The following is a 4,630-nucleotide window of genomic DNA, read 5'->3' on the forward strand; positions in this document are numbered from 1 at the left end:
TATCCGGGCCGCGTGCTGTGCGCCCACACCGGTCCGACTATCTACGGTGCCGAGTGACCGATCGGCCGCGTCTTCGTTCCCCCGTCACCTCGCCGCGGCCGGGTACCACCCGACGGTGGTCACCGGCGACAACCAGAGTTACGGGTCCGTGCTGATCGACGGGTTCTTCGACGCGGTCTGGCGCGTCGCACACGGGGGAGACACCGCGACCCTGACCGTCCAGCCGCTGCGGAGCCTGGTCCGCGCCGAACGCGCGGAGATCACCGAGGAGGCGGCGCGGATGCTGACCGCGATGACGGACGCGACGGACCACGACGTCCGGTTCGGCACGTTCCTGGACCACGGCGACTGAGAGCCCCGCGGCCCGCAGTTCAGGGCAGCAGCCCCGCCCGGCGGGCCGCCACCACGGCCTCCAGCCGTGTGTGCGCCCCCAACTTCCGCATCGCCGAACGCAGATACCCCTTCACCGTCTCCGGCCGCAGCCCCAGCCGCTCGGCCGCCGCCGCGTTCGTCGCGCCCGCCGCCACACACGCCACCACGTCCACCTCGCGCGGCGCGAGGCGGACCTCCCGGGCCGCGGGCACCTTGGCCCCCGCCGCCGAGGCCAGCCGCCCGCAGACGTCCAGCAACTCGTCGCGCAGGGCCGGGTCCAGGACCCTCGGGACCAGCGCGCGCAGTTCGCGGTGGGCCTCGCGCACGTCCTCCCAGGCGCCGGGCGCCGTGTCCGGGTCGGTCACCTGCTCCCGGCCCGCCGCCAGCAACCGCCGCACCTCGTCCCGCACCGCGAGGGACTGCTCCACGTCACGGGCCGCCGCCACCATCGCGTCGAACGTACGGTCGCCCAGCGTGACCGGCGTACGCAGCGCCCCGTACAGCACGCCCCGCACCGCACGCCGTACGACCACGGGGACCGCGACGACCGAGCGCAGCCCCTCCGCCGCCACCGCCGCGTCGTACTCGTGGCTGATGTGGCGCGAAGAGGCGTAGTCCGTCACCGCACAGGGCCGGGACAGCGCGATGGCCTTCCCGCCCAGCCCGCTCCCGGCGGAGATGACCAGCCCCCGCAGCGCACTGGTCTGCGCCCCGTTGAGCTCGGCGATCCGCGCATGGCGCGCGTCGGACAGCAGGCCGCCGAACACCACGGGAAGCCCGCTCGTGCGGCGCAGCCTCAACAGCGCGGCCTGCATCTCGACCGCGTCGACCGGTTCCGGCACTCCGACGTCCTCCCACCCGGCCCGTGCCGCTCTCCCCCGCACGGGGGAGCGGACCACCCCCGTCCGGGGGTGGTGAGACCTGGGTCACTGTTTACATGATGTCAGGTGACCGGTCCGTAATGAGGAGGGCACATGTCGGCAACCAGCGCTACCGAGACGTTCCGGGCCGCCCGGGACTTCCTGCTGGAGCACCGCGAGGACTACGAGCGGGCCTACGCGGGCTTCCGATGGCCCCGGGCGGACCACTTCAACTGGGCCCTGGACTGGTTCGACGTCATCGCCGAGAACAACGACCGCACCGCCCTGCACATCGTGGAGGAGGACGGCCGGCGCACCGAGGTGTCCTTCGCGGCGATGTCGGAGCGCTCCGACCGGGCCGCCAACTGGCTGAAGGGACAGGGCGTACGGGCGGGCGACCGCGTCCTCGTGATGCTCGGCAACCAGACCGAGCTGTGGGAGACCGCCCTCGCCGCGATGAAGCTCCGCGCCGTCGTCATCCCCGCCACCCCGCTCCTCGGCCCCGCCGACCTGCGCGACCGGGTGGAGCGCGGCCGGGTGCGCCATGTGCTGGTGCGGGACGCGGACACCGCGAAGTTCGACGAGGTCCCCGGGGACTACACCCGGATCGCGGTGGGCGAGGAGGTGGCGGGCTGGCTGCCGTACGCGGGGGTCGCCGAGGCGTCCGCCGTGTTCACACCGGTCCGTGAGACGGACGCGGACGAGCCGCTGATGCTCTACTTCACCTCCGGCACCACCGCCAGCCCCAAGCTGGTCGAGCACACCCATGTGTCCTACCCCGTGGGCCACTTGTCGACGATGTACTGGATCGGGCTCAGGCCGGGCGACGTCCATCTGAACATCTCCTCGCCCGGCTGGGCCAAGCACGCCTGGTCGAACCTCTTCGCCCCGTGGACCGCCGAGGCCACCGTCTTCATCTTCAACTACACCCGCTTCGACGCGGGCCGCCTGATGGCCGAGATGGACCGCTCGGGCATCACGAGCTTCTGCGCCCCGCCGACCGTCTGGCGCATGCTCATCCAGGCCGACCTGAGCCAGTTGACGACCCCGCCGCGCGAGGTCGTCGCGGCCGGTGAGCCGCTGAACCCGGAGGTCATCGAGACGGTCCGGCGGGAGTGGGGCGTCACCATCCGCGACGGGTTCGGCCAGACGGAGACCGCCGTCCAGGTCGCCAACACCCCCGGCCAGCTCCTCAAGACCGGCTCCATGGGCCGGCCGAGCCCCGGCTTCACCGTCGAACTGCTCGACCCGGTCAGCGGTCAGCCCGGGGCGGCCGAGGGCGAGATCTCCCTCGACCTGGCGGACCGCCCCGTCGGCCTGATGACCGGCTACCACGGCGACCCGGACCGCACCGCCGAGGCGATGGCGGGCGGCTACTACCGCACCGGGGACATCGGCGCCCGTGACGCGGACGGCTACATCACCTATGTGGGCCGCGCCGACGACGTGTTCAAGGCCTCCGACTACAAGATCTCCCCGTTCGAGCTGGAGAGCGCACTGCTGGAGCACGAGGCGGTCGCCGAGGCCGCCGTCGTGCCCGCCCCCGACCCGCTCCGCCTCTCCGTCCCCAAGGCGTACGTGGTCCTCGCGGAGGGCTGGGAGCCGGGACCGGACACCGCGAAGGTCCTCTTCGAGCACTCCCGGGCGGTCCTCGCGCCGTACAAACGCATCCGCAGGCTGGAGTTCGCGGAGCTGCCCAAGACCGTGTCGGGCAAGATCCGCCGCATCGAGCTGCGGGAACGCACCGCTTTGGGCTCCGGCGCCGAGTTCGACGAGGGAGACCTCACGTGAGCAGCCTGTCCTACGCGCACGGTGTCGGCGACACCGCGCTGCTCGGCGACACCATCGGCCGCAACCTCGACCGGACCGCCGCGGCACACGGCGACCGCGAGGCGCTGGTCGACGTTGCCTCGGGGCGGCGCTGGACGTACACCGAATTCGTCGCGGACGTCGACGCGTTGGCCCGCGCCCTGATGGCGTCGGGGGTGGCGAAGGGCGACCGGGTCGGCATCTGGGCGGTCAACTGCCCGGAGTGGGTGCTCGTCCAGTACGCCACGGCCCGGATCGGGGCCGTCATGGTCACGATCAATCCCGCCTACCGCGCGCACGAGGTGGAGTTCGTCCTCCAGCAGGCCGGCGTCTCCCTGCTGGTCGCCTCCCTCTCCCACCGCACCAGCGACTACCGCGCCCTCGTCGAACAGGTCCGTTCCGCCTGCCCCGACCTGCGCGCCGTCCACTACATCGGCGACCCGTCCTGGGACGAGCTGACCGCCGCCGCGCCCGCCGTCACCCGGGAGCAACTGGCCGCCCGCGAGGCGGAGCTGTCCTGCGACGACCCGATCAACATCCAGTACACCTCGGGCACCACGGGCTTCCCCAAGGGGGCGACCCTCTCCCATCACAACATCCTCAACAACGGGTATTCCGTCGGGGAGACGATCGCGTACACGGAGGCCGACCGGGTCTGCCTGCCGGTGCCCTTCTATCACTGCTTCGGCATGGTGATGGGGAATCTCGCCAGCACCTCGCACGGCGCCTGCATCGTGATCCCGGGGCCGTCCTTCGAGCCCGCGGCCGTGCTGACCGCGGTCCAGCAGGAGCGCTGCACCTCGCTGTACGGCGTGCCCACCATGTTCATCGCCGAGCTGAACCTGCCGGAGTTCGCCGGGTACGACCTCTCGTCGCTGCGCACCGGGATCATGGCCGGTTCCCCCTGCCCGGCCGAGGTGATGAAGCGGGTCGTCGCCGAGATGCACATGGCCGAGGTGTCCATCTGCTACGGGATGACGGAGACGTCCCCGGTCTCCACCCAGACCCGCCGCGACGACGACCTGGACCGCCGCACCGGCACGGTGGGCCGCGCGCTGCCGCACATCGAGGTCAAGGTCGTCGACCCGGTCACCGGCGTCACGCTGCCGCGCGGCACCGCCGGCGAACTGCGCACCCGCGGCTACAGCGTGATGCTCGGCTACTGGGACCAGCCCGACCGCACCGCCGAGGTCGTCGACGCCGGGCGGTGGATGCGCACGGGGGACCTCGCGGTGATGCGCGAGGACGGATACGTCCAGGTCGTCGGCCGGATCAAGGACATGATCATCCGGGGCGGCGAGAACGTGTACCCGCGGGAGATCGAGGAGTTCCTGTACGGCCATCCGAAGGTCGCCGACGTCCAGGTGGTCGGGGTGCCGGACGAGCGCTACGGCGAGGAGATCCTGGCCTGCGTCATCCCCCGGGACCCCGCCGACCCGCCCACTCTGGAGGAGATCTCCGCGTACTGCCGGGAGCGGCTCGCGCACTACAAGATTCCGCGCAGGCTGCGGATCCTGGAGACCTTCCCGATGACGGTGAGCGGAAAGGTCCGCAAGATCGAACTGCGCGAGGCGTACGCGGACTGAGCG

Annotated in this window: 4 protein-coding genes; 3 read left to right on the top strand and 1 reads right to left on the bottom strand. The window is 71.8% G+C overall.

Features of this window, described 5'->3' with window-relative positions; all coding sequences use genetic code 11:
• Positions 1 to 352, top strand: a 352-nt coding sequence (locus tag HET64_RS36790; protein WP_215111583.1) for a DNA glycosylase AlkZ-like family protein, incomplete at its 5' end; no start/stop codon positions are given.
• Between the two features lie 19 nt (positions 353 to 371).
• On the opposite strand, the gene HET64_RS36795 is transcribed toward HET64_RS36790, so the two are convergent.
• Complete coding sequence (locus HET64_RS36795; RefSeq protein ID WP_215111584.1) at positions 372 to 1,214, bottom strand: response regulator transcription factor; 843 nt, start codon at positions 1,212 to 1,214, stop codon at positions 372 to 374.
• A gap of 132 nt (positions 1,215 to 1,346) precedes the next feature.
• Here HET64_RS36795 and HET64_RS36800 point away from each other — a divergent pair, with 132 nt between their 5' ends.
• Both HET64_RS36800 and HET64_RS36805 read left to right on the top strand, forming a co-directional pair.
• Positions 1,347 to 3,023: an AMP-binding protein gene (locus HET64_RS36800; protein WP_215111585.1), complete on the top strand. Its 1,677-nt coding sequence runs from the start codon at positions 1,347 to 1,349 to the stop codon at positions 3,021 to 3,023.
• Positions 3,020 to 4,627, top strand: coding sequence for an AMP-binding protein (locus tag HET64_RS36805; RefSeq protein WP_215111586.1), 1,608 nt, complete (start codon positions 3,020 to 3,022; stop codon positions 4,625 to 4,627). The genes HET64_RS36800 and HET64_RS36805 overlap by 4 nt, the downstream gene beginning before the upstream one ends.
• Positions 4,628 to 4,630 lie beyond the last annotated feature (3 nt).

The sequence above is a fragment of the Streptomyces sp. McG3 genome, from assembly GCF_018619185.1.
In the GTDB taxonomy this organism is placed as follows: domain Bacteria; phylum Actinomycetota; class Actinomycetes; order Streptomycetales; family Streptomycetaceae; genus Streptomyces.

Bases quoted from the DNA above. Each gene is read 5' to 3' on its own strand.
- HET64_RS36800 (WP_215111585.1), top strand. From the start codon at position 1,347: ATGTCGGCAACCAGCGCTACCGAGACGTTCCGGGCCGCCCGGGACTTC.